24 protein-coding genes and 1 tRNA gene are annotated in these 22,730 nt (G+C 53.7%); 14 read left to right on the plus strand and 11 right to left on the minus strand.

Annotated elements, in window-relative coordinates; genetic code table 11:
* Position 1 precedes the first annotated feature (1 nt).
* Positions 2 to 943: a primosomal protein DnaI gene (gene dnaI, locus HGBM_RS15395; RefSeq protein WP_019121983.1), complete on the plus strand. Its 942-nt coding sequence runs from the start codon at positions 2 to 4 to the stop codon at positions 941 to 943.
* 22 nt (positions 944 to 965) lie between these two features.
* Here dnaI and HGBM_RS15400 read toward each other — a convergent pair whose 3' ends face one another.
* The gene (locus HGBM_RS15400; RefSeq protein ID WP_147512895.1) at positions 966 to 1,559 is read right to left on the minus strand and encodes a YdcF family protein; all 594 of its coding nucleotides are present in this window, start codon (positions 1,557 to 1,559) and stop codon (positions 966 to 968) included.
* A gap of 188 nt (positions 1,560 to 1,747) precedes the next feature.
* On the opposite strand from HGBM_RS15400, the gene HGBM_RS15405 reads away from it, so the two are divergent.
* Both HGBM_RS15405 and HGBM_RS15410 read left to right on the plus strand, forming a co-directional pair.
* A complete protein-coding gene (locus HGBM_RS15405) occupies positions 1,748 to 2,404 on the plus strand; it encodes an FMN-dependent NADH-azoreductase (protein WP_019121985.1) in 657 nt (218 codons plus the stop codon).
* A gap of 251 nt (positions 2,405 to 2,655) precedes the next feature.
* Complete coding sequence (locus HGBM_RS15410; protein ID WP_019121986.1) at positions 2,656 to 3,426, plus strand: dioxygenase family protein; 771 nt, start codon at positions 2,656 to 2,658, stop codon at positions 3,424 to 3,426.
* An 83-nt stretch (positions 3,427 to 3,509) separates the two neighbouring features.
* On the opposite strand, the gene HGBM_RS15415 is transcribed toward HGBM_RS15410, so the two are convergent.
* On the minus strand, positions 3,510 to 3,923 hold the full coding sequence (locus tag HGBM_RS15415) for a DoxX family protein (protein ID WP_019121987.1): 414 nt from the start codon (positions 3,921 to 3,923) through the stop codon (positions 3,510 to 3,512).
* A gap of 184 nt (positions 3,924 to 4,107) precedes the next feature.
* On the opposite strand from HGBM_RS15415, the gene HGBM_RS15420 reads away from it, so the two are divergent.
* Both HGBM_RS15420 and HGBM_RS27620 read left to right on the plus strand, forming a co-directional pair.
* On the plus strand, positions 4,108 to 4,437 hold the full coding sequence (locus tag HGBM_RS15420) for a winged helix-turn-helix transcriptional regulator (protein ID WP_019121988.1): 330 nt from the start codon (positions 4,108 to 4,110) through the stop codon (positions 4,435 to 4,437).
* Positions 4,438 to 4,595: 158 nt separating this feature from the next.
* Positions 4,596 to 5,216 carry a cupin domain-containing protein gene (locus tag HGBM_RS27620; RefSeq protein ID WP_019121989.1) on the plus strand — a complete coding sequence of 207 codons (621 nt, stop codon included), beginning with the start codon at positions 4,596 to 4,598 and terminating at the stop codon, positions 5,214 to 5,216.
* 321 nt (positions 5,217 to 5,537) lie between these two features.
* Here HGBM_RS27620 and HGBM_RS15430 read toward each other — a convergent pair.
* From HGBM_RS15430 to HGBM_RS15450, 5 genes are all read right to left on the minus strand, one after another.
* Positions 5,538 to 5,613 (minus strand) — tRNA-Ala (locus HGBM_RS15430).
* Positions 5,614 to 5,703: 90 nt separating this feature from the next.
* Complete coding sequence (locus HGBM_RS15435) at positions 5,704 to 6,711, minus strand: FecCD family ABC transporter permease (RefSeq protein WP_019121990.1); 1,008 nt, start codon at positions 6,709 to 6,711, stop codon at positions 5,704 to 5,706.
* Positions 6,708 to 7,718 (minus strand): FecCD family ABC transporter permease, encoded by a 1,011-nt coding sequence (locus tag HGBM_RS15440; RefSeq protein WP_019121991.1) that lies wholly within the window; start codon positions 7,716 to 7,718, stop codon positions 6,708 to 6,710. Before HGBM_RS15440 ends, HGBM_RS15435 begins: the two co-directional genes overlap by 4 nt.
* A gap of 38 nt (positions 7,719 to 7,756) precedes the next feature.
* Complete coding sequence (locus HGBM_RS15445) at positions 7,757 to 8,653, minus strand: iron-hydroxamate ABC transporter substrate-binding protein (protein WP_019121992.1); 897 nt, start codon at positions 8,651 to 8,653, stop codon at positions 7,757 to 7,759.
* Positions 8,634 to 9,479, minus strand: a complete 846-nt coding sequence (locus tag HGBM_RS15450) for an ABC transporter ATP-binding protein (protein ID WP_026074454.1) — start codon at positions 9,477 to 9,479, stop codon at positions 8,634 to 8,636. Before HGBM_RS15450 ends, HGBM_RS15445 begins: the two co-directional genes overlap by 20 nt.
* 187 nt (positions 9,480 to 9,666) lie before the next feature.
* Here HGBM_RS15450 and HGBM_RS15455 point away from each other — a divergent pair, with 187 nt between their 5' ends.
* The 3 genes from HGBM_RS15455 to htpG all read left to right on the plus strand — a co-directional run bounded on the left by HGBM_RS15455 (position 9,667) and on the right by htpG (position 13,754).
* On the plus strand, positions 9,667 to 10,716 hold the full coding sequence (locus HGBM_RS15455; protein ID WP_019121994.1) for an NAD(P)/FAD-dependent oxidoreductase: 1,050 nt from the start codon (positions 9,667 to 9,669) through the stop codon (positions 10,714 to 10,716).
* Between the two features lie 142 nt (positions 10,717 to 10,858).
* Positions 10,859 to 11,674, plus strand: a complete 816-nt coding sequence (locus HGBM_RS15460; RefSeq protein ID WP_019121995.1) for a DUF4362 domain-containing protein — start codon at positions 10,859 to 10,861, stop codon at positions 11,672 to 11,674.
* Positions 11,675 to 11,876: 202 nt separating this feature from the next.
* On the plus strand, positions 11,877 to 13,754 hold the full coding sequence (gene htpG, locus HGBM_RS15465; RefSeq protein WP_019121996.1) for a molecular chaperone HtpG: 1,878 nt from the start codon (positions 11,877 to 11,879) through the stop codon (positions 13,752 to 13,754).
* A gap of 239 nt (positions 13,755 to 13,993) precedes the next feature.
* Here htpG and HGBM_RS15470 read toward each other — a convergent pair whose 3' ends face one another.
* Both HGBM_RS15470 and HGBM_RS15475 read right to left on the minus strand, forming a co-directional pair.
* Positions 13,994 to 14,728, minus strand: coding sequence for an anti-sigma factor domain-containing protein (locus HGBM_RS15470; RefSeq protein ID WP_019121997.1), 735 nt, complete (start codon positions 14,726 to 14,728; stop codon positions 13,994 to 13,996).
* Positions 14,721 to 15,311: an RNA polymerase sigma factor gene (locus HGBM_RS15475; RefSeq protein WP_019121998.1), complete on the minus strand. Its 591-nt coding sequence runs from the start codon at positions 15,309 to 15,311 to the stop codon at positions 14,721 to 14,723. Before HGBM_RS15475 ends, HGBM_RS15470 begins: the two co-directional genes overlap by 8 nt.
* A 132-nt stretch (positions 15,312 to 15,443) precedes the next feature.
* Between HGBM_RS15475 and HGBM_RS15480 the strand changes: the two genes are divergently transcribed.
* From HGBM_RS15480 to HGBM_RS15490, 3 genes are read left to right on the plus strand one after another with little or no spacing between them, the layout of a single operon-like run.
* Complete coding sequence (locus HGBM_RS15480) at positions 15,444 to 16,598, plus strand: COG1470 family protein (RefSeq protein ID WP_019121999.1); 1,155 nt, start codon at positions 15,444 to 15,446, stop codon at positions 16,596 to 16,598.
* Between the two features lie 3 nt (positions 16,599 to 16,601).
* Positions 16,602 to 17,561: an ABC transporter ATP-binding protein gene (locus HGBM_RS15485; protein ID WP_019122000.1), complete on the plus strand. Its 960-nt coding sequence runs from the start codon at positions 16,602 to 16,604 to the stop codon at positions 17,559 to 17,561.
* Positions 17,542 to 18,534, plus strand: coding sequence for an ABC transporter permease (locus tag HGBM_RS15490; RefSeq protein ID WP_019122001.1), 993 nt, complete (start codon positions 17,542 to 17,544; stop codon positions 18,532 to 18,534). Before HGBM_RS15485 ends, HGBM_RS15490 begins: the two co-directional genes overlap by 20 nt.
* Positions 18,535 to 18,592: 58 nt before the next feature.
* Here HGBM_RS15490 and HGBM_RS15495 read toward each other — a convergent pair whose 3' ends face one another.
* Positions 18,593 to 19,837 carry an MFS transporter gene (locus HGBM_RS15495; RefSeq protein ID WP_019122002.1) on the minus strand — a complete coding sequence of 415 codons (1,245 nt, stop codon included), beginning with the start codon at positions 19,835 to 19,837 and terminating at the stop codon, positions 18,593 to 18,595.
* A 344-nt stretch (positions 19,838 to 20,181) separates the two neighbouring features.
* On the opposite strand from HGBM_RS15495, the gene HGBM_RS15500 reads away from it, so the two are divergent.
* Together HGBM_RS15500 and HGBM_RS15505 are read left to right on the plus strand one after the other, a co-directional pair.
* Entirely contained in the window at positions 20,182 to 20,604 is a 423-nt protein-coding gene (locus HGBM_RS15500) for a MarR family winged helix-turn-helix transcriptional regulator (protein WP_019122003.1), read from the plus strand.
* 53 nt (positions 20,605 to 20,657) lie between these two features.
* Positions 20,658 to 21,674, plus strand: coding sequence for an LLM class flavin-dependent oxidoreductase (locus HGBM_RS15505; RefSeq protein ID WP_026074456.1), 1,017 nt, complete (start codon positions 20,658 to 20,660; stop codon positions 21,672 to 21,674).
* Between the two features lie 47 nt (positions 21,675 to 21,721).
* Here the strand turns inward: HGBM_RS15505 and HGBM_RS32115 are convergent, their stop codons facing one another.
* Positions 21,722 to 21,856, minus strand: a complete 135-nt coding sequence (locus HGBM_RS32115) for a hypothetical protein (protein ID WP_280990813.1) — start codon at positions 21,854 to 21,856, stop codon at positions 21,722 to 21,724.
* 606 nt (positions 21,857 to 22,462) lie between these two features.
* Here HGBM_RS32115 and HGBM_RS27625 point away from each other — a divergent pair.
* The gene (locus tag HGBM_RS27625; protein ID WP_019122006.1) at positions 22,463 to 22,657 is read left to right on the plus strand and encodes a LexA family transcriptional regulator; all 195 of its coding nucleotides are present in this window, start codon (positions 22,463 to 22,465) and stop codon (positions 22,655 to 22,657) included.
* Positions 22,658 to 22,730 lie beyond the last annotated feature (73 nt).

A 22,730-nucleotide genomic window follows, 5' to 3' on the forward strand; every position in this document is an offset into this window, starting at 1 on the left:
GATGGAACCGATTAACCAATTTATGGAAGAACTAAACAAACGAAGCCCGCGCAACCTCCTGTCCCCTGAGCAGCAGTTGGACAAAATGCTTCGCTCGTCAGACTATTTAAAAGCGTTTCGGCAAAAACATCCCCAGGTGGAGCGGGACGACTTGCTCCGCTCGCTTTCTGCCGTCTACACGGCGGTGAAGGAGCATTACTGGTGCGGCAACTGCCCGGGATTGTCCAAGTGTCCCAATCTGGTCCGCGGCCACTATGCAGAGCTGGACGTGCAGCATGGACAGGTGGTCAGCGCGATGGTCGCCTGCGACAAACAGCGGGCCCATGAAGAGGAGGAGCGCACCCGCCGGCTGGTGCGCAGCTACTACGTGTCCGATGAGACACTGTCCGCCTCCTTCGAGACGCTGGAAGTAGATGAATCCAATCAATTGGCGGTGGCAGCCGCAATGCGGTTTTGCCGCGAGCTTGCGCCTGGCGAAAAGCAGGGAAAGGGCCTGTATTTTCACGGACCGTTTGGCGTGGGCAAAAGCTTTTTGATGGGAGCCATCGCGCGGGAATTGTCCCGCCGCGGCATCGCATCGTTGATGGTATATGTGCCGGATTTTGTCCGGGAGATCAAGGAGTCGATCGCAGACAACTCCTACGTCGGCAAGCTGGAGCTGTTAAAGGAAGTCCCTGTGCTGATCCTCGACGACATCGGGGCGGAAAGCGTTACGCCGTGGATCCGCGATGAGGTGCTGGGCGTGATCCTGCACCAACGCGTCAACGGCCATCTGCCCACGCTGTACACCTCCAACTACTCCTTTGACGAGTTAGAGGAGCATTTGTCCATCAGCAACGGCAACCGGATCGAAAACACCAAGGCGAAGCGAATCATGGAACGCATTCGCCACTACACGAACGCCTATGTCATCGAAGGGGAAAACCGGCGGAAGGGTTTGTAATGACAGAAAAAGTTTCCTGCCATCAGGACAGCCATTCGCTCACTTTCCATTTGGTGTAGGCAAACACTTCTCTCGCCTTGTGATACGGGATAAACAGTGATTGTGTAGAAGACGCTACAGGATAGGTGTCCATCTGGAGCACCCTGGCCATTGCCTCGGCTCGTGCCAAATGAAAACCGTGACTGACGACCAAAGCCGTGTGAAAATGGTGCTGCTCCATCAGCTCTTTGCTGTAGGCCAAATTCTCAAAGGTGCTGGTCGCCTTGTTTTCGGTGATGATCCGCTGTTCAGGTATCCCTTTTGCCAGCAAGTACTCCTTCATCACTGCGGCTTCCGCAAGTTGGGTATCCGATCCCGTCCCGCCGCTGACCAGCAGGTAGGGAACGTACCCTTGTTCATACAGCAGGCAGGCCTGATCCAGCCGCTCGCGCAGTGCGGGACTGGGCTTGTCGCCCCAGATTGCGGCGCCCAGGACGATCGCCACGTCAGCGCGCCTGGCAACAGCTGTCGCCTCGATCGCAGCGATGAGGTGCAGGACGTACCCGGCCCAAATCGCAAAAGCGGCGATGACGACTCCGACGCCCCAGAAAAACGTCTTCCAGCGAAGCAGATACATGCAAATTCCCTCCGGTTTGTGTAAAATCTCCCTTTTCTGATTGTAACGGAAAGCTCCCAAAACAGCCAATTTCCTTTGTATGCCGTTCATGATTAAATTCCTTGACAAACAGCGGTGAACTGGGTAATATACTAACTAAAAGTAAGTAAATATACTTTTACAAATTACACCAGGAGAGGGAGAAAAAAATGGCAAAAGTACTGTACATTACCGCAAATCCGAAACCGACGGAGCAGTCCTACGGTCTGACGGTGGGACAAGCTTTTCTGGAGGAATACCGCCGGCTGAATCCAAGTGACGAGATCACAGAACTGGATCTGTTCAAAGCCGAAGTGCCGCAGATTGACGCCGACGTCCTCAGCGCGTGGGGGAAACTGCAGCAAGGAAAGTCGTGGGATGAGCTGACCCCTGTTGAACAGGCTAAAGTTGGCCGCATGAACGAACTGCTGGAGCAGTTCATGTCCGCTGACAAATACGTGTTTGTCACTCCGATGTGGAACTTCGGCTTCCCTGCCGTGGTGAAAGCGTACATCGATACACTCTGCGTCGCCGGCAAAACGTTCCGATACACCGAAAACGGTCCAATCGGCCTGTTGACCAACCGCAAAGCTGTCCACATTCAAGCACGCGGCGGCATTTACTCGGAAGGTCCGGCCCGGGAGATCGAGTTCGGCGACCGTTTCCTGCGCACTGCGCTTGGCTTCGTCGGAATCACCGATGTCGAATCGGTCTATGTGGAAGGGATGAACCAAATGCCGCAAGAAGCGGAAGCCATCAAAGAAAAGGCGATCCAGCAGGCCCGCGAAGCAGCAGCGCGGTTTGCCAAGGAGCCGGTTCGCGCATAGTCATTGCCTGAAAACCGTGGATCTCTCATCCACGGTTTCTTTGGTCGAGAGGAATGGATAAATTTTTGCCCTATCGACATAAGCGGCCGGCTAACAGCGCCCCATCCCGGGGCACCGCCGGCACCAGCACATCCTGTGCGTCGCAACGAAGGCTCCGCCCAAAAGCTTGGCGGAGCCAAGTTTTCCAATCGTCCTGAACGTGAGAAATTTCTGCAATCAATCATAATCATGTCAGTAAAGGAGGCATCGGAATGGTACCGTCCCTTTTTATCGCGCATGGCGCGCCGCTGCTCGCCCTCGAGGACAACGAATACACCCGATTTCTGGAAGGGATGGCCAAAGAGCTGCCGCGCCCGCAGGCGATCGTGATCTTCTCGGCACATTGGGAGCATCCCGTGCAGCAGGTAGGCGGAGCGGAGCAGTACGAGATGATTTACGACTTCTATGGCTTCCCTGAAGAACTGTACCGCATCAACTACCCGGCCAGCGGGGACGTAAAGTTGGCGGAAGAGGTACAATCGCTTTTGCAAGCCCATGGAATTCCAAGCGAGCTTGATCCGGTGCGCGGTCTCGACCACGGCGCATGGGTGGTTCTGCGCATGCTGTACCCGGCCGCAGACATACCTGTGATCGCGATGTCCGTCAATCCAGGCCTTGCTCCCCGCGACCAGTACGCCATCGGCAAAGCCCTTGCCGGTCTGAGGGAGCGGAGTGTACTGCTCATCGGCAGCGGCGGCACCGTTCACAACCTGCGCCGCATCGAGTGGGGCAGCACCCAACCGGCAGCCTGGGCTGCGGCCTTTGACGATTGGCTTTCGCAGCGCCTGCTCGCTTGGGACACCGAAGCCTTGTTCGATTACGAGGAACAAGCCCCTTACGCAAAGGAAGCGGTGCCTCGCAATGAACACTTCATTCCGCTCCTGATCGCCATGGGCGCAGCCGACGACAGCCGTACCGCCCGCATGCTGCACCGCAGCTACGTGTACGGTTCGCTTAGCTACATGTGCTGGCAGTTTGGATGAAAAAGAAAAGGAATGCCGACAGCAAAAAAGCCACCCTCATGCGGTGACTTTTTGCTTTTTGTCCCGCGTGCTGCCCTTCATCGTTAGAGTGTATCAGTGCGGGAATCGAATAAGAGCCGATCCAATGAGAGCAGCCGGCTGCCGGAGAGCCCGAGCAGCACGGAGATGGCCAACAGAGCCAGATCCAATTCGTAGCCGGCCATCTGCCCGTCCCCCAAAAATCCGACGGCTGCTTTCACTTTTACGATGGCGCCAATCATGATCAGGGCAAACAAGAGCGCAACCACTCGTATCCCCAATCCAACGATCATCGCCAGGCCGCCGACAAGTTCAATCGTTGCCACGGCATAGGCTGCAAAGACGGGCAAGCCGATACTGTCAAACCAACCGGCTGTGTTTTCAATCCCGCCCTGGAATTTTACAAGTCCATGAAGGAAAAAAGTAATACCAAGCACGATGCGTGCAATCAGCAAGCCGATCTCCACATTTCTTGTCATAAAATAAACCTCTCCCATTTTTTCTACAGAATAAATAGATGCCAGAGTTTGCGCATCAGGAGCTTGGAAGTCCGTCATAAGTTAAATAGACATCGCATCACTTTTGTATGTTACTTATTTTTTGTAATTAAGTTTAAAATAATAATATAGTAGTGTCAAGAAGGGAATAGAGAGGTGGTTTGCGATGAATCAGTCATCCTTATGCCCCGTAGTGGAAAAGGGAATTCAATTGCTGAGCAAGCGTTGGACGGTACTCGTCATTTACCAGTTGTTTTCGGGGCCCAAGCGGTTTTGCACGATCGAGGCGGCCATCCCGATCAGCGGGAGACTCTTGTCGGAAAGGCTGAAGGAATTGGAGCATGAGGGGATCGTGAAGCGTGACGTCTATCCGGAGACGCCGGTGCGAATTCTGTATTCCTTGACGAATAAAGGCCTTGCCCTGGAGCCGGTGATTCGCGAAATGGAAAACTGGTCCCGCCAGTGGATTGTCATGGAAGCGGATGAAAAATCGTAAGATCAGCCCTGTCATGCAAAAGACGGCAGGTTAGAACCCGGACAGCGAGTCTCTCCTGCCGTGAAAACGCGGGGAAATGGGCGTACTCTCCCTGGGGAATAAGCATACGGTATCCCACAGAACAATTGCCTATTACCCAATGAACGGGAGGGAATGAAGTGGCGGTATCCTATATGGACTATTCTGCGCCAAATGTACAGTTTACGTACGATTTGGGCAACAACCCATTTTTCAAAAAGGATGAACGGAATTACATCAATGGCCTTTCCATCAATCAAGTAAACACACTGGGGAATATATCCATGCTGGATATTTACCTCAGTACCGGAAATGTAATCGAGCCCCACTACCATCCAAATGCTTCCCAATTGGTGTACTGTATTTCGGGCGCGGCTGTCGTCTCCTTGGTTAACCCGTTTACGAAAGAGCTTCGCAATTTTCCCATCCAGCCGGGGCAAGTGGCGAATGTGCCTCAGGCCTGGTGGCATTACGAAATTGCTACGGTTGACAACACGCATTTGCTGGCCATATTCGATGCGCCGATTCCTGAATTCATCGGTGGTTCCGACCTCTTGCGATTAACCCCGGCGAGCGTGCTTGCTCATACGTATTGCCTCGATGAGGCAAAAGTGAAGGAGACGCTGGCACCCATTACAAAAACGGTCGTCATCGGTCCGCCAAACGACTGCCGGTATAATCGGGGACAAGGCAGAGCGATTTCACCTGCAGCTTATCCGAGTCAGGCGTACTGGCATCAGGGGCAGGTGATTCAGCACTAACCGCCGCCGCATCCCGCCAATGGCTATGCAAGAGGATACAGACAGCAACACGGTTTCTAAACCCCCTTGGATTTCTGCCTGGAACCAGCAGATACGTTTTTGGGGCAGCAGAACAATGACAGCGCTTTGTGTGACAATCCGTATTAGACGATGAATGTAGACTGACGAGCCTGCCAGCAACGCAGCGACGAAAGGCGTTGTCGGCACTTGCTTTTAAAGGGAAGGAAATGCTGGCGGGAACAAAAAACAACCGCTTGGCCGGGAAGCGGTGCAACAAAAACAGCCTTCCTGAAATGGAAGGCTATGTAAGCGTAAAAATTATGGTGGACCCTATCGGGATCGAACCGACGACCTCTACACTGCCAGTGTAGCGCTCTCCCAGCTGAGCTAAGGGCCCGTCAACAAAACTAATACTAACATATTAAACCACTTAAAGTCAACAGGTAATAATAAAAATGTAGCTCAGCCCGGGAGATTGCCAGGATTCTTATTTTTTCAACAACAGATACAGAAAATAAGGCGCGCCGATAAAGGCAACCATGATTCCAGCCGGGATTCCGTAGGGGTCGACCAGATTCCTCCCGATCGTATCCGAGACCAGGAGCAGCCACCCGCCCATCAGAAGCGCAACGGGAAGTGACAATTGATTTCTGGGTCCGACCAAAGCTCTAGCGATGTGCGGCGCCATCAGGCCGATAAAGGAAATGCCGCCTGTGGCGGACACTGCGGAAGCCGCCAGGGCAACAGCCGTGATCATCAGAGAGATCCGCTCGGTTTGGATCGAAAGGCCAACGCCAATGGCTGCGGGCTCGCTTAATCCGAGGATATTCAACTGGGATGCCTTATAGAAAGCGTAGGGGATCAAGACCACTAACCAGGGCAGCAGGGTCCCAATAAACACCCAGTCGGTTCCCCATACATTGCCGACCAGCCATTTTGCGATAAAATCCACTTTTTCACGTTCGGCGGATGAAATCAGCACCACCGTGATGCCGGAAAGCGCCATGGAGAAGCCGACCCCTGTCAGCACGAAGCGAATCGGCTGCAGGCCTTCGTTTTTCTTATACGCAAGGACATAGATGACGCAGGCAGTCGATAAAGCGCCGAGGAAGGCGGCAAGCGGAAGCAGGTAAACCGATGAATCCGGCTTGAGCGGCATCGTCAAAAAGAAAATGGCAACGCCGACGCCAGCCCCTGAGTGAATGCCGATGATGCCGGGATCCGCCAAATCATTTCGCGTCGTTCTCTGCAGAATCGCCCCTGACAGGGCAAGCGCCATCCCGGCGAGCAAAGTAATGAGCATTCGCGGCAAGCGAATGGAATACAGCACAAACTCTTCTTTAAACGTGCCGTGACCGAGCAGGGTGGGGAGAAGCCGGCCATAGGACAGGGAGGAATAGCCCCAGCCCATCCCGATCACGGCTGTCACTGCGATGAGGGCCAGCAGGGAGCAGACGACCCATCGCTGTCTTTGGCGCAAAGCGGGATGAATCATGAGACGGCCGAGCCTCCCTTCCTGACGATCCAAAGGAAAAATGGCAGCCCCATGATCGCCACAATCGCCGCAACGGGGGTTTCATACGGTGCATGCAAGGTGCGGCCCAGTGTATCTGCAGCCAGCATCAATACGGCCCCCGATACGGCAGACATCGGAATGATCAAGCGGTAATCCTCTCCGACGATGCCCCGGGCGACATGGGGAACCAACAGCCCGATAAACGCCAGGTTGCCGACGATCGCGACTGCCGCTCCGGCGAGGACGATGATGACCGCAAATAAAATCATCTTGATTGGAACGATCTTCTGTCCCAGCCCAACGGCCACTTCTTCGCTTAGACTAAGAATGGTCAGCTGTCTGGACAGCAGGAGGGAGACCAGGATTCCCGCCGTGATAAAAGGGACGATGACTTGAAGCTGACTCCAAGTGGTCCCGATCAGCCCCCCGGCAGTCCACATGGAGATTTCCTTCGAGATTTTATAGTAGATGCCGATTCCCTCTGCAAAAGCGAGCAGCAGGGCAGAAACCGAAGCACCCGCCAATACGATGCGGAAAGGAGCGAATCCTCCCTTTCTCAGGGCGCCGATGCCGAAAACCAACAGGGCTCCGGCTGCTGCCCCGGCAAAACAGGCAACCGTCGTGCCGAAGTAGCCAACCGAGGGAATCCATACAGTCGCGACGGCCAAAGCTGCCTTGGCTCCCGCAGTCAGCCCGAGCAATCCGGGGTCGGCGAGCGGGTTTCTCGTGATTCCCTGCATGATCGCTCCGGAAACGGAAAGGGCGGCGCCGACAACGATGGCCGCCATCTCCCGCGGCAGGCGTATTTCCCGGATCATTTCGCTGGCACTGCCCGAAGCCTCGGATGTGAAGGCCAGCCATACATCCAGAAACGAAGTATCGGCCGCTCCCAAGATCAGGGCAGCGATACATGTGCCGATCAGCAGGAGGATACCGGCTGCAAGCTTATAGACAAATGGGGTTGTATGGCGATTTTCCTGGGTCATCTGCACAGATCCTCCCTTTTGCGGTATACGCGGAGAAACTAGCCGCCAAGGAAGTGCTTCACGAAGAAGTCGAGCTGGTAATCCAGTGTCAGCGGATCGTTGAAGTAGAATTCCTTGGCATTGGCTTCGAATACCCGACCGTTTCTGACCGCTGGAATGTTCTTGTACGTATTGGTTTCCAGAAAGGAATTGTCAGCATCCGGGTTTTTGCTCACGATCAGATAGTCTAGGGCGAAGTCGGGAAGTAGCTCGATGGACAAGGCGTAATAACCGTTTTTTTGAGCCGTTTCACGCACCTTTTCAGGCATGTTCAGCTTCATCGCCTGGTACATCACTTCGGTGCCGCGGCCCCAGTTATCCCCGTAAACATAAAGCTGTTTATTGAAATTTTCGATGACAGACACCGTGGCGTCTGGTCCGATCCTGGCCCGGATGTCTTCGCCGGCCTTCTGTGCGCGCTGCTTAAAGTCATCGATCCAGGCTTGCGCTTCCTTTTCCTTATTGAGCAGCTTGCCGATCTCCAGGTGCTGCGTCAGGTAATCCACTTTGCCGTATGTATAGGTGACCGTAGGGGCGATTTCTTTCAGCTTGTCGATATTTTTGGACGTTGACAGGCCGATGATCAAATCCGGCTCCAATTCGATGATTTTTTCCAGGCTCTCGTCAGAGATTTCTTCCGCGTCTTTTAGCCCGCTTTGAAAACGGGGATTCATCTTTGACCAGCTGTCAACGCCGACCAGATTTACATGCAAAGCCATGACATTGCCGGCGAAGGTAGATAACACGACGACACGCTGCGGGTTGGCGGGAACTTCGATCGGCCCATTTTCCGACTGATACGTTATCGTTGCTGTGGTGCCGTTGTCTGTATCGCCTGGGAAGTTGTTTGCCTTTTCTGGCATGCCGCTGCAAGCGCTAGTGGTAAGCAAGAGCATAAGTGCGAGGAGAATCCATCTTTTTTTCACGGTTTGCCTCTCCCTTTAACAGATTATAGGTGATGCACATCGGTTTGTTGGTCCGGGGATCCCGTCCGATTTCGGCGTCAATCTGGAAAACCTGCTTCAACACTTCAGGGTGAATCACTTCTTCACAATTGCCTGCTTTGACGATTTGTCCATCTTTTAAAGCGATGATATAGTCAGCAAAACGGGCAGCCTGGTTTATATCATGCAGAACCATGATAATCGTGCGGCTTTGTTCGACATTCAGCTTTTGCAGAAGCTCCAAAACCTCAAGCTGATGGGCCAGATCCAAGTAAGTCGTCGGTTCGTCCAGAAAGATCAGCTCTGTTTCCTGGGCCAGCGCCATCGCGATCCAGACCCGCTGCCGCTGACCTCCCGACAAGGCGTCTACGGGACGGCATTTAAACTCGGCCGTTCCGGTGACTTCCAGCGCCCAGTCAATGACCTCATAATCTTTTTTCGTCAAACGTCCGAAGCCCCGCTGATAGGGATGCCGGCCATAAGAGACGAGCTCCCCGACGGTAAGCCCGCTCACGGCCTCCGGTGTTTGCGGCAGGATGGCCATTTTCTTTGCCAGTGTCTTGGTGTTTTCTGTCAAAATATTTTTTCCGTCCAGTATGACTGCCCCGGATTGATGCGGGATGATGCGGGTCATCGCTTTTAACAGGGTCGATTTTCCGCAGCCATTGGCACCGATAATCGTCGTGATCTTTTTGTCAGGAATCTCTACACTGAGCATCTTCACAATGGAGCGGCTGCCATAGCCAATACACAACTCATTAGTAGATAGGCGAACCACGTCTTATAACCTCCGTTCCGAAACAGGGATGCATTTGTTTGATAATGATTATCAATATCGCTAATGCACAATATAAGGGGATTTTTTTCCGGTGTCAATCGTTTTTTTCGTTGCCAAAGGAACAAAATAGAGGTACATTAGTTGAGAATGATAATCATTGATGATGTTTAAAGTGGAGTGATAAAACGTGCAGCAGCAAGAAGTCTTTGATGTGACGATTGTAGGGGGAGGTCCTGCGGGACTCTATTCCGCCTTTTACAGCGGCCTTCGCGGAATGAAGACAAAGCTGATCGAGTATCAGCAGCAATTGGGCGGAAAGCTTCATGTGTATCCGGAGAAAATGATTTGGGACGTCGGAGGGCTACCCCCCATATCCGGAGCAAAATTGATGGAACAGCTGATCGAGCAAGGACTCACGTTTCACCCGACTGTGGTGTTAAACGAAAAAATAGCCTCTCTCTCCCGCAATCCGGACGGGATCTTTGTCCTGCACGCGGCCTCGGGCCAAAGGCACTTGTCGAAAACGGTCATTGTCGCGACGGGCAGCGGAATACTCAAGCCCAAGAAGCTGGAGATCGAAGGTGCGGAGCGTTTTGAAGATGCAAATGTACACTATGCGGTGAAGTCTTTGCAGTATTTCAAAGACAAGACGGTATTGATCTCCGGCGGGGGGAATGCGGCAATCGACTGGGCAAATGAACTGGAGCCGATCGCCAAAAGAGTGTACCTGAGCTGTCGAAAAGAAGCTTTAAGCGGACACGAAGCGCAGGTGAGCCAACTCCTGAACAGTTCGGTTGTCTGTCTCTTCCAGACGACGATCACAAAGCTGATCGCCGGTGACAACCATGAAGCTGTTGAACGGGTTGAGCTGACCCATCACGAAACAGGGGAGGTATCACAGCTGGTCATCGACGAGCTCATCGTCAATCATGGTTATGAGCGCGATACGGCCTTCCTCGACAACAGCGAATTGGGGATTGAAAAGGCGGATGGCGGTTACATAGCAGGAAATCCGAACAGTGAATCCTCCGTGGAGGGGCTGTACGCTGCCGGGGACATCCTTTCACATGAAGGAAAATTGCATTTGATCGCAGGCGCATTCCAGGATGCGGCAAACGCCGTAAACAAAGCCAAGTTGTATATTCAACCCGAAGCTGAAAAAACGGCCATGGTCTCTTCGCATCATGAAGCGTTGAAAGAAAGGACCAGAGCGTTGGTGAAACAGATGATGGGGTAACCCGATTATATTTGGGCTGACTGAGGGCTGGGAAGCACGGGTAATGAGGAATGGAAACATTGGCCAAGGCTTGCGCGTCAAAATGACGAGAGCATAAAAAAGGGGCAAAATTAGCATCGTCCTGAGGAGGGGGGGTGAGGGAATGAATAACAAAAGGAATCCTGTGTATTTGCTGCTGTTTGTCCTCCTCGCTTTGTTTGCTGCCGCTTGCGACGGTACAAAAACAGAGGGGAAGGTTATGCCTTTAACCGAGGTGCTGAAAAGTGATCTTTCACATGTAGATAGCATCGAAGTACGGTTTGGCGATGGAAATAAGATGTCCATTAACGATTCCAAAACGATTCAAGACATTGTCTCACAGATAGAGGGTATTAGGGTTCGTGAAACAAATAGCAAAAGCGTCGGATATTTATATTTTCTGGAATGGAAAGCAGGAGATAAAGAATATCGATTGGACAGCAATTTGACAGTTGACGGAAAGACCTACGAAGCGATTGATGATCATGCAAAAAAATGGAATGACTTTCTTGTTAAAATGGGACGGGATAAAATACCAGGGCTTCTGCCAGGTGTGGAAATAGATGAGGGGGATCTTGCGGAGCCTCTGCCAGCAGACAAAGACGATGTTTTTTGGAGCCACAAGGAAGTTCGCAACTTGTCGAGGTTGGAACAGTTTATGGAGAACGTGAATCAAAAAACAAACGATGAAATAAGGGTTCTATCCAGTGATAAAGAAGGAGGAGCGATTGAAACAAGGCTAACATTTGATGGCGAAACCATTCAAGTAACGGTAAACGATGTGCAGAAAAACTATGATCAAATATTTCTTGAAAAACGGTACGTTGAACATTATAAAGGAACCTTCTTGAACTACTACGTAGGTCAAAAAGACAGCGGGGAAAGACGATTGATTCTGCAAATCCATCCTGATCTTCAGCAAAACCAAGAGTCCAGGTAAGAATACAAGCTTCCGATACATGGGGAAGCTTATTTTTTTCAATCGCGTTTTTGGGGAATGTACCCAGGGCATGACATGAAAAATTCCAACGGCATATTGACGCAAAAAAACCGATATGGTATCTAAAAAATGATTAGCACTCTCTCTGGTTGAGTGCTAAATGCTTTCTGAGCGCCATTTCATATCGAAGGGGGAGTATTTCATGGAAAAGCAGCAGTTTCAAGCCGAGTCCAAACGGCTATTGGAGTTGATGATTCATTCCATCTATTCGCAAAAGGAAATATTTTTACGAGAACTGATTTCCAATGCCAGCGATGCCATCGACAAGATATACTACAAAGCCTTGACGGACGACTCTTTGCGGTTTGATCAGGACAGCTACTACATCAAGGTCATCCCCGACAAGGAAAACAGGACCTTGAGAATCCTCGATACCGGTATCGGGATGACCAGGGAGGAGCTGGAGAACAACCTTGGCGTCATCGCCAAAAGCGGTTCGTTGGCATTTAAAAGCGAGCATGAATTGAAGGACGGACATGACATCATCGGCCAATTCGGTGTCGGCTTTTATTCCGCCTTTATGGTGGCCGATGTGGTTACGGTCATCAGCAGAGCTTTGGGCAGCGAGCAGGCCTTCAAGTGGGAGTCTTCCGGCGCTGACGGATACGTGATCGTCCCGGCCGAGAAGGATGAGGTAGGCACCGAGATTATTCTGAAAATCAAAGAGAATACAGAAGACGAAAACTTTGACGAGTTTTTGGAAGAGTATCGGCTGCAAGCGATTATTAAGAAGTATTCCGATTTTATCCGCTACCCGATCAAAATGGACGTCACCAGACAAAGACCCAAGGAAGGCAGCGAAAATGAATTCGAGGAATACCGCGAAGAGCAGATCATCAACAGCATGGTGCCGATTTGGAGAAAGAATAAATCGGAGCTTGCACCCGAGGACTACGAGAATTTTTATCGGGAAAAACGCTACGGTTTTGACAAGCCGCTGAAGCATATCCACATCCATGCCGACGGTGTGGTCAGGTACAATGCCATTTTGTTTATTCCGGAGCACATGCCTTTTGACTTTTACACGAAGGAATACGAGAAAGGGCTGGAGCTGTATTCCAATGGCGTGTTGATCATGAGCAAGTGTCCGGACCTGCTGCCTGATTACTACAGCTTTGTAAAGGGAATGGTCGATTCGGAAGATTTGTCGCTGAATATCTCCAGAGAGATTCTCCAGCATGACAAGCAGTTAAAGCTGATCGCGAAAAACATCAAGAGCAAAATAACCAGCCAACTGCAAAGCTTGTTGAAGGATGACCGGGAGAAGTACGAGCAGTTCTACAACACCTTCGGCAGACAGCTAAAATACGGGGTGTACAGCGATTTCGGCAGCAACAAGGAGACCTTGCAGGACCTCTTGATGTTCTACTCATCCAAAGAGAAGAAGCTGGTCACCCTGGCTGAATACGTCGCGAGAATGCCGGAGGAGCAAAAGTATATCTACTACGCCACCGGGGAGACGATTGAGCGGATCGAGAAATTGCCGCAGATCGAGCTCGTATCAGACAAGGGGTACGAAATCTTGTATTTCACAGAGGATATCGATGAATTCGCCGTCAAAATGCTGATGACGTATAAAGAGAAGGAATTCAAGGCGGTATCGAGCGGCGATTTGGGGATCGAAGCGGAAGAGACGGCGGACAGCGCGTCCCAAGAGAGTGAAAACAAGGATCTGTTCGCCTTCATGAAAGAGGTATTGGGGGATAAAGTAAAGGATGTGCGGGTGTCGAAAAGACTAAAAAGCCACCCGGTATGTCTCTCAACCGACGGCGAAGTGACCATCGAAATGGAAAAAGTGCTGAAGTCCATGCCGAACAACCCCAACATCAAAGCGGAAAAAGTGTTGGAGATGAACCCGCATCACGAGGTGTTCCAAGCGCTCAAAGCGGCGTTTGCAAGCGACAAGGAAAAACTGCGTGTCTATACGAACGTCCTGTACAACCAGGCGCTGCTGATCGAAGGGCTGCCTGTCAATGACCCTGTGGCGTATGCAAATGACGTCTGCAAATTAATGGTGTAGGGCCTCGTCCCGCCACTCCGCCATGGAAAAAACATCCCGTTCTCACGAGACCTGTGAAAACGGGATGTTCTCGTTTCGAGAGAGCCTATTTTGCTTGGATGGATCACTTATACATGACATCGACGATTCGCTGGCCTGCCGGCCTGGACAGGTCGATCTTGTAGTCCACACCGGCAAACATATCGTACAGTACATCTGGGTCAAAGGCCGCCGCGGAAACATCCGCACCGCTCAGCCGCTCACTCCTTTGCGTGCGTTACCTTGAGATGGATCGTCTCCGGTCCGGTGGGAACGAAACTGCCCCCTTTCGGCTCGATGCTGACAGAGATGTTTTGCACGCGTCGAACCTCTTCGCCCTGAAAGTAGAGACGGGCGATTCCGCCGTTCCACTGCAGCACCCCGACATTGGAGCGGCCGTTCTCCATGATAAACCACACCTGGTAGTCTTTCTCTTCCATCCGGTCCAAGCCGTTGGCGAGAAAGAGGAGTTCATTGGAGCTGTCGTTTACCCACACATACCCTTTGGCGTCTTCCTGCGACACGGGAGCCAGGACGTGGACAACCGTACGCGGGTCCATGATCATCGTCCGTTCCTGGAGCGCGTACTGGCCTTCGTCGAGTTCAGGGAGGGTGTATCGCCCTTTTCCGTTTTCCGACAGCAGGAGTGCAGAAAGCAGGGTCAGGGCAATCAATCCCGCGGCCGGCACGAGCACGCGCATCCGCAGCAAGCGTGAAAACAGGGCCGCTCCCTTTGCCGCGTACACGCTTCGCCGCAGCCGTCGTTTCAGCGCAGGCGAGGGCATCGGCTGTTCCTTCCGGTCGGACAGCATCCCGGTCCAGTCGCGATGCACCGCCCCGCAGCGTTCGCACTCGGGGAGATGCCGGGACAAGTGCTCCTGCTTCCCTGGGGCCAACCGGCCAAGGACGAAATCGACGATTTCCTCTTCCAGCCAACCGCAGTGTTTGTTACTCACGTTCTTTCACCTCGCCTGTTCTCTCCGCCCAGCCCATCTGGGTGAGCTGTTTCTTCAAGTTGTTCAGCCCGTAGCGAATGAGCGACTTGACGGTTCCCAGCGGGCGTTCCATCCGCTTGGCCAATTCCTGGTGTGAAAACGATTGAAAGTACATGCCGTAGACCGCTTCCCGCTGTGCCTCGGGGATCTTCTTCATCACTTCCCGGACGGTCTCGCGCTCCAGCTTGGCCAGCACCGATTCTTCCGTGATGACAGACGCGGCCGCTTGAAGCCGGGATTCGGCCAGCTCTCTGCCCGACTCGTGTTTCTTCCGCCGCAGCCTGTCGAGGCAGCGCGACCTCGTCTTCACGGCCAGCCATGCTTCCACACTGCCCCGCCCGCCGTCGTATTGCTCCGCCTTGCGGTACACCTCCAGAAACACATCGTGGCAGACGTCTTCCGCCTCCATCTGATCGTCCAGCATCCGCAGCGCAATTTGCAAGACCAAGGGAATATACCGCTCGTAAAATTGCTCAAACGCAGCCGTGGAACCGCTGCCCATCTGATGCAGCAGGCGTTTGCCCTCGTCGTGTTCACCCGGCATCCTGTTTCCCCCCGATCGATATCGTTACTTTAACTATTATCAGATTTTTTTCCCGGCGTAAATCCAACCGGGCTGCCTCGTTCGTACTGTACATAGAAAAAACACCAAACAACCGATAGGGGGAATCATCACATGGCCGGTACGGGCAAAAGAACTTCATTTTTCCTGCTCACCTTGCTTTTGATTCTGGCGGCGTTCGGTGCGACAGGCGCCTTCGCGGCAGGGGGCATCTCCGTGTACACGCCGCTGACCAACATCTCGGTGACGCCAGGCGAATCGATCAACTACTCCGTTGACGTGATCAACAACACCAGTGAAATCCAGAATGTCGCACTCGCGGTAACCGGGCTTCCGGACAAGTGGGAAGCAAAGCTTACGTCAGACGGCTGGAGCGTCAGCTCGGTATCCGTCAAGCCGAACAGCTCTTACAACTTGTCCCTGCAGGTGGACGTTCCCCTGCAGGTGGACAAAGGAGCCTACCATTTTCAACTGAACGCCGGGGGAAAAGGAGTGCTGCCGCTGACGGTGAATGTCTCTGAACAGGGAACGTACAAGACCGAGCTGACCAGCGAACAGCCGAACATGGAAGGACATGCCAACTCCACTTTCAACTACCAGGTCACGCTTCGCAACCGCACCGCGCAAAAACAGCTTTACGCTTTGACGGCGGGCGCGCCGCAGGGCTGGGATGTGCAGTTCAAGACGGACGGCAAGAGCGTCACCTCCGTCAACGTTGACGCGGGTGCTGCCAAGGACATCGACGTAGAGGTGCATCCTCCGGAGAAGGTGAAATCAGGCACATACAAGATTCCGCTGAAAGCGGCGACCAATTCGTCATCGGCCGAGACCGGACTGGAAGTGGTCATTACCGGCTCGTACTCGCTTGAACTCAGCACTCCCTCGGGCGTGCTTAGCACGGATGTCACGGCCGGCGGCAAACGGACGCTGCAGCTCAAGGTGACCAACACCGGTTCCGCCGACTTGCGCAACCTCGACCTGACAGCCAATACGCCGGTGAATTGGGAAGTGACGTTTGAACCGAAAAAAATCCCGCAATTGGCCGCGGGTCAATCGGAGGAAGTGACGGCCACGATCAAGGCAGACGACAAAGCAATCGCCGGTGACTACGTCGTCGGCATGACCGCCGGAGCTCCGGAGGCGACGGCCGATGCACAGTTCCGCGTCACGGTCAAAACGTCGCTGCTGTGGGGCTGGCTGGGTGTGCTGATCGTCGCGGCGGTCATCGGCGGCGTCTACTACCTGTTCCGCACTTACGGGAGGAGGTAAGGGATGCAGCCAGTGATCGAACTTTTGGAACTGAGCAAATCGTACGGGCAGCATACCGCTGTCGACGGTTTGACCTTGTCGATACACAGTGGCGAGATATTCGGTTTGCTCGGGCCAAACGGAGCGGGCAAATCGACGACGATATTGATGATGCTCGGGTTGACCGAACCGACTTCCGGCAGCGTGCGCGTCTGCGGATTCGATTCGACCCGCGAGTCGACCGAAGTCAAGCGGCGGGTCGGCTACCTTCCCGACGACGTCGGCTTTTACGAGGATCTGACTGGCTTGGAGAACCTGCTCTATACGGCAAGGCTCAACCAGATCCCGCGGGATGCGGCGCAGGGGCGTGCAGAGATGCTGCTGGAGCGCGTGGGGCTGGCGGACGCCGCGGCCAAAAAGGCGGGAACGTACTCGCGCGGCATGCGGCAAAGGCTCGGCCTGGCGGACGTGCTGATCAAGCGGCCGGAGGTCATCATCCTCGACGAACCCACTCTGGGCATCGACCCGGAAGGGGTGCGGGATTTTTTGCGGCTCATCCAGGAGCTCAGCAGGGATGACAACATCACCGTCCTGCTGTCTTCGCACAACCTGCATCAGGTGCAGAGAATCTGCGATCGCGTCGGCTTGTTCGTCGGCGGCCGGCTGCTGGCGGAAGGCGACGTGCCTAGTCTGTCCAAGCAGTTGTTTGGCGAGGAGCCCGTCGCGATTGAAGCGGTGGTCGCACCCGGCTCCGACCGTTTGGTAGACAAGCTGTCCCAACTGGACGGGGTCATCGGCGTCAGCCGCCGGGATGATTCGCGGCTGCACATTGCCTGCAGCGAAGACATCAGTGCCGCGATCGCGCAAACCGTCGTTGCCGAGGGGGAATCTCTGCTCTCCCTGACGCAGAAGCAGTACGGTCTCGACGAGATTTATCACCGCTATTTTGCAGGGGGGAATACAGATGATTACCAGATGGTTTAAAGGCTCCTCCTCCCAGAAGGCGGGTCATCCGTTCTGGGTGATCGTGCAAAAGGAGATCGCCGATCACGTCCACAGCTGGCGGTTCATCATCCTGGTGCTGCTGCTGGCGCTGACCTGCATCGGCTCGCTGTACACGGCGATGATGACGATTCGCGAAGCGGTGCCAAAAGACGACTCGGTCAATTCCTTTCTGTTTTTAAAGCTGTTTACCGTCTCCAGCGATAAGCTTCCGCTCCCGCCGTTCATCACCTTTGTCAGCTTCCTCGGGCCGCTGGTAGGGATCGGCATGGGGTTTGACGCGATCAACTCGGAGCGGAATCGGGGGACGCTCAGCCGGCTGCTGGCACAGCCGATCTACCGCGACTACGTGATCAACGCCAAGTTTGTCGCTGCGCTGCTGTTGATCAGCGTCTTGCTGTTTGCCCTCGGATTTCTGGTAATGGGCCTGGGACTGATCGCGATCGGCATACCGCCTACGCCGGAGGAGTTTGGGCGGATGCTCTGTTTTCTCATTTTGAGCGTGCTGTACATCTCCTTTTGGCTGAACATGTCGATCCTCTGCTCTGTCCGCTTCCGGCAAGCTGCTACATCGGCCCTGTCCGGCATCGCCGTCTGGATCTTCTTCAGCGTGTTTTACGGACTGCTCGTCAACCTGATCGCCGGGGCAACGGCTCCCTCGCAAGCGGCGGGGGCAGAGAGTGTGATCTCCCACCAGCAGTTTGTCCAGGCGTTGTCCCGCCTGTCGCCCAGCCAGCTGTTCAGCGAGGCGACGGTCACCATGCTGACGCCTTCCGTTCGCAGCCTCGGTCCGCTGACGATGGAGCAGATCTACGGCGCCATTCCCAGTCCGCTGCCCTTCGGACAGAGTCTGCTGCTCGTCTGGCCGCAGGTAGTGGGCCTGATCGCCGCGACCATGGTCTGCTTTGCCGCGTCCTACGTGCTGTTCATGCGCCAGGAAATCCGTTCGCGCTGACAAAAAGGCCTCGCCAACGTGCTGTATCAGTTGGCGAGGCCCTCTTTATGTCTTGCGTTTAATGGCCGGCTCCGGCGTGATCGACATGCTTCACGTGCTTGCGATTGAGGAAGATGAACAGCACCGACACGATGACAAACCCCGCGCCGACGATGAACGGAACGTGCGGGTTGAACCATTCCGCCAATTTCCCCGCAAAAAACGGAGCGACCGCCCCGCCGAGAAAACGCAGGAAGCTGTAAGCCGCAGATGCCGTCGAGCGCTCGACGGGGGCGGCGTTCATGACGGCGGTGGTAATCAAAGTGTTGTTGTTCCCCAGCAGGGCTCCGGCAAAAATCACTGAGGCGATGACGACCCACTGCGTCGAAGTCCAGATCCCCATGGCCAGCAGGACGAGGCCAAACAAGAACAGCATGGCACACATGGATGAGACGGTTCCAAACTTCTGCTGCAGTTTCGGCGCCATGAAGACAGAGGTGAGGGCCAGCAGTATGCCCCAGCCCAAAAAGACGTAGCCCAGTCCATGTTCATCCAGGTCCATGACGAAAGGCGCGTAAGCCAGCAGGGTGAAGAAGCCGAAATTGTAGAGACAGGCCGTCATCCCGAAAACCACCAGCGAACGGTATCTCATGGCCCGGAAAGGGTCGAGCAGGGAAGTTTTTACTTTGGCTGCGTGCGAGGTTTTCGCTTTTGGCATCATCCAAATCAGGCAGATGAAAGCGATCAGCATCAGCGTCGCAACCCCCAGGAATGGCCCTCTCCAGGAGATCGCGCCCAGTTCGCCGCCGAGCAGCGGCCCGATGGAGATGCCAAGGCCGATCGCCGCTTCATACAGGATGATGGCCTGGCCCGTGCCCGAGGTGGACAGGGTTACGATGGCGGTCAGAGCGGTGGCGACGAACAGCGCGTTTCCCAGCCCCCAGCCGCCGCGCAGCCCGACCAGCTCCCAAATACCGTTGGAAAACCCGCCAAGAGCGGAAAAGACGGCAATAATCACAATCCCGGCGAGCAGTGTCCGCTTGATCCCGAGTCTGGACGAAATGGCGCCGGTGATCAGCATCGCTACCGCCATGACGGCATTGTAACTGGTGAACAACAGGGTGACTTGGCTTTGTGAGGCGTTCAGCTGCTTGGCGATCGCGGGCAGGATCGGATCGACGAGCCCCAGCCCCATAAAAGCGATGATGCAGGCAAAGAAGACAGCCCATACGCCCCGCGGCTGTTTGAGCAAGCTCTCCTTTTCCTCCAGGGATGAATCTGCTTGTAACACAGGTGATGCATGGTTTTGCATTATGGATGACATGCTTGTGTACTCCTCTTTTCATTGCAATTTTTTCCAAGTAATTTGTTTTGGCAGGGGATGGCAGGCGGCATTTTCCGGAGTGCTATGTACTCCCGTTTCAACCGAGAGAGGTGTTGCGTGTATTTTGGGAATAATGGCGCATATAGGCCTGTTCTAGCAACGTCTGACCTCTGTCTTGACATCTCTGCAAACAAGTTGTATGACGAAACTATATACATGTATTATACAACTATATGGGATGCTGTCAATTTGACAGTTTGCCGAGAGCAGGGCGATTTGAAAAGCGTCGGCGGTATGTTACGATGGTTGCAATGAAATAAAGACAGTAGTGTGGTGGTAAAGTAATGGATGAACAATCACTAAAGGACATCGAGCTTGAACTGGCGATCCTGATTCGCCATATCACGTCCATCTCGTCCGAAAAAAGAGTGGGCACTCTCGACCGTTCGGCATACTTGCTGCTGCAGCGATTATTCGCCCATGGTTCTGCCGGAGTAAAAGCGCTGGCGGATGAATTTCGCCTGGATATTTCCACGGTCAGCCGACAAGCTGCCGCTTTGGAGCAAAAAGGGTATGTGTTTAAAATTCCCGATCCGGAGGATGGCAGGGCTTTTTCTTTTCAAATCACCGAGTTGGGCGCCAAGGAATTGGCGGAGCACAGGCAGGCGCGTTTGAACCGAATGAAGCATTTGCTGAAGGACTGGACTGACGAGGAATGCCAAAGATTCGGACAACTGCTCTGCAAGTTTAATCAAACCTACAATTGAGAAATGGTCAACGATGGAGGGGACAGCGTTGAGTTCAGAAAAAAAGGCCCAGTATCAAGCTGGGCGTACTGGATCAGGTATACGTCAGTGAAGGCCGCAGCGCCACAGACGCGCTGCAGGAATCGACCCGTCTCGCCCAAGCGGTGGAGGAGCTGGGTTACTCCCGTTTCTGGGTGTCCGAGCACCATTCCATGCCGGCGCTCGCTTTTTCCAGCCCGGAAGTGCTGATTCCGCACCTGGCAGCAGCCACTTCCCGCATTCGCGTCGGTGCGGGCGGCATCATGCTCCCGCATTACAGCGCGTACAAGGTCGCCGAGAATTTTCGCCTGCTTGAAGCGCTCCACCCCGGACGCATCGACCTGGGCCTCGGGCGCGCGCCGGGCGGCATGCCGCTCGCGACCAGGGCGCTGCAGCAGGACAAGTACGTCGATGTGGGCAAGTACCCCGATCAGGTGCGTGATCTGATCGGCTACCTTTACGACGCGCTGCCGGCAGGCCACCCGTTTGAAAGACTGCTGGCCGCTCCGGCCATTTCGACGGCGCCCGAGATCTGGCTGCTCGGCTCCAGCGACGAGAGCGCGAGAATCGCGGCACAGCTTGGCACCTCGTACGCATTCGCAGAGTTCTTCGGCACACCTGGTGGCCAGGAGGCGACGAGGTACTATCTCGATCACTTCGAGCGAAACGAGCTGCTGGAAGACCATCCGCGTTCGATGATTGCCGTGCTGGCCATCTGTGCGGAGACGGAAGAAGAAGCGAACCGGCTGGCGAAGAGCAGCGACTTGTTGTTCCTCGGCATCCGGACCGGCATGGAAATGCCGTACCTGCCTTCCGTCCAGACGGCCATCGATTATCCGTACACGCAGATGGACCTGCTCGTGATTCAGCAGCTTCGCCAGCGGCGCATCATCGGCGCGCCGGCCCAGGTGAAGGAGCAGCTGCTTCAGATGGGGCAGGACTACAGCGTTAGCGAGATCCTGATCAATAGTCCGATACACGACCAAAAAGCGCGCATCCGCTCTTATGAACTGATCGCGGAAGCGTTCGGGATGAACGCGGCATCGGCATAATGCGAAGTAAAAAAGCGGCAGAAATGCCGTTTTTTTATGTCAAATGCTTATATATCCTGCTTGGCAGCCTTGCTGCAGCGCTTTTTCCCTGTCGAAAAACTGATCAAGCCTGCCGCCAAACCAAACGTCAGGATGGCGGCGGCCAACCATGGATGGTAGCGGAGCGTCGAAGCGGTGTTCACCATGAATCCCCCCGCCCCCGCTCCTGCCGCCAATCCCAAATGGATAATCGAAGTGTTCAGACTCAGCACGAGATTGGCTGATTAAGGCGCTTGCTGAATCAAGCAGCATTGGATGGCCGTTTTATCGATGTACTCGGCAATAAATTGGTTGAATTCGGCATCGCTTAATGACTGAATTTCCTCTGCAAGTTTGTTCGTATCTTTTAGAGAGAGAGAACTAATTTCAATATTTCGGAGATTCTTGATGCTAATGTCAGTATCAGGGCTTTTTGCAAAATACGCTTGCTGTCAAACTTAATGGCAAAAATAAAGATGTGCACAAGACTGCAACTTTTCTCATGGTAGATACCTCCATAATTTGGTATTTTAAATACCAATAATAGGAAACCGATTTTGATTTGTACAGGGACTTTTTTCCTGATTTATTGTATATTTATTCCATTTAAGATCATTTATATGGATCGTAACGGTCATGCATCGAAGCGAATCCTACGACCTATAGAAGTAACAAAACATCATCTGAAAGCATACTGCATGACGCCGCAGAGCGCCACGAGTGTTCGCATTAGAAAACATCCTCGCCAATCGAACCGGTGGTTAACCAGCGTGCTGTCTGATATAGAGCGAAAAACTTTGCGAATCATCCACAACTTTCAGGCCGGGAGAAAACGGCTGCCGTCGCTTTCCGAACTGTGCGTGAAAACCGGTTGCAGTCGGGGCGGGATCATGGAGGTATTGAAGGTTTTGGCCGAGGAAACATACATCGAGTGGCACTACAGCAGGCCAGACGAACTTGCTTGAAGCTTGGGAACGGAAGGAACGGTATGGCTATGTCAGGTAAGAAAGACAAACTTTTAGTAATATTGTTAGTTAC

Origin of the sequence: Brevibacillus massiliensis, assembly GCF_000311785.1 — a bacterium.
Lineage (GTDB): Bacteria > Bacillota > Bacilli > Brevibacillales > Brevibacillaceae > Brevibacillus_C > Brevibacillus_C massiliensis.

What these genes read in the sequence shown, in the direction of transcription:
- HGBM_RS15400 (WP_147512895.1), bottom strand. Translation starts at nt 1,559, where the DNA reads ATGTATCTGCTTCGCTGGAAGACGTTTTTCTGGGGCGTCGGAGTCGTC.
- HGBM_RS15480 (WP_019121999.1), top strand. Translation starts at nt 15,444, where the DNA reads ATGGCCGGTACGGGCAAAAGAACTTCATTTTTCCTGCTCACCTTGCTT.
- dnaI (WP_019121983.1), top strand. Translation starts at nt 2, where the DNA reads ATGGAACCGATTAACCAATTTATGGAAGAACTAAACAAACGAAGCCCG.
- HGBM_RS15435 (WP_019121990.1), bottom strand. Translation starts at nt 6,711, where the DNA reads ATGATTCATCCCGCTTTGCGCCAAAGACAGCGATGGGTCGTCTGCTCC.
- HGBM_RS15440 (WP_019121991.1), bottom strand. Translation starts at nt 7,718, where the DNA reads ATGACCCAGGAAAATCGCCATACAACCCCATTTGTCTATAAGCTTGCA.
- HGBM_RS15445 (WP_019121992.1), bottom strand. Translation starts at nt 8,653, where the DNA reads ATGCTCTTGCTTACCACTAGCGCTTGCAGCGGCATGCCAGAAAAGGCA.
- HGBM_RS15495 (WP_019122002.1), bottom strand. Translation starts at nt 19,837, where the DNA reads ATGTCATCCATAATGCAAAACCATGCATCACCTGTGTTACAAGCAGAT.
- htpG (WP_019121996.1), top strand. Translation starts at nt 11,877, where the DNA reads ATGGAAAAGCAGCAGTTTCAAGCCGAGTCCAAACGGCTATTGGAGTTG.
- HGBM_RS15500 (WP_019122003.1), top strand. Translation starts at nt 20,182, where the DNA reads ATGGATGAACAATCACTAAAGGACATCGAGCTTGAACTGGCGATCCTG.
- HGBM_RS15475 (WP_019121998.1), bottom strand. Translation starts at nt 15,311, where the DNA reads ATGCCGGGTGAACACGACGAGGGCAAACGCCTGCTGCATCAGATGGGC.
- HGBM_RS15485 (WP_019122000.1), top strand. Translation starts at nt 16,602, where the DNA reads ATGCAGCCAGTGATCGAACTTTTGGAACTGAGCAAATCGTACGGGCAG.
- HGBM_RS15410 (WP_019121986.1), top strand. Translation starts at nt 2,656, where the DNA reads ATGGTACCGTCCCTTTTTATCGCGCATGGCGCGCCGCTGCTCGCCCTC.
- HGBM_RS15420 (WP_019121988.1), top strand. Translation starts at nt 4,108, where the DNA reads ATGAATCAGTCATCCTTATGCCCCGTAGTGGAAAAGGGAATTCAATTG.
- HGBM_RS15405 (WP_019121985.1), top strand. Translation starts at nt 1,748, where the DNA reads ATGGCAAAAGTACTGTACATTACCGCAAATCCGAAACCGACGGAGCAG.
- HGBM_RS15490 (WP_019122001.1), top strand. Translation starts at nt 17,542, where the DNA reads ATGATTACCAGATGGTTTAAAGGCTCCTCCTCCCAGAAGGCGGGTCAT.
- HGBM_RS15415 (WP_019121987.1), bottom strand. Translation starts at nt 3,923, where the DNA reads ATGACAAGAAATGTGGAGATCGGCTTGCTGATTGCACGCATCGTGCTT.
- HGBM_RS15460 (WP_019121995.1), top strand. Translation starts at nt 10,859, where the DNA reads ATGAATAACAAAAGGAATCCTGTGTATTTGCTGCTGTTTGTCCTCCTC.